At 63.8% G+C, this 315-nt stretch carries 1 protein-coding gene; it reads right to left on the bottom strand.

Going from position 1 to position 315, the window contains the following annotated elements; translation table 11 throughout:
- Positions 1–315 (bottom strand): GLUG motif-containing protein (locus EN859_RS36625; protein WP_281015685.1); only part of this gene is annotated, 315 nt, incomplete at both ends.

The raw sequence follows: 315 nt of genomic DNA, 5'->3' as shown, positions 1-315 counted from the left end.
CCTTGTTCCAGTAGACGTCCGACGCGAGCGTGCCGGAGCCGAACGCAATCACCCCATGCGTCGGCATGCTTCGCGTTTGAACCGCACCTGTCGCAAACGACTGGCTGACGCTTCCATCGTTGATACCGACCAGTCCACCGCCGTAGCCGGTCGAGAAAACGGGCTTCACGCTGCCCGTTGCATACGACTGTGCAATCGATCCCAAGTTGTAGCCCACGAGCCCGCCGTTCGCGTCCGAGCCCGAAATTGCGGCGCTGCTCCACGAGCGCTCCACGGCGCCTTCGTTGCGGCCTACCAGTCCGCCGAAGGTCGTGC

Source organism: Mesorhizobium sp. M00.F.Ca.ET.216.01.1.1 (genome assembly GCF_004010325.2).
Lineage (GTDB): Bacteria > Pseudomonadota > Alphaproteobacteria > Rhizobiales > Rhizobiaceae > Mesorhizobium.
Note: the sequence above shows the minus strand (reverse complement) of the source record. Positions and strands in the feature narration are given on the sequence as shown.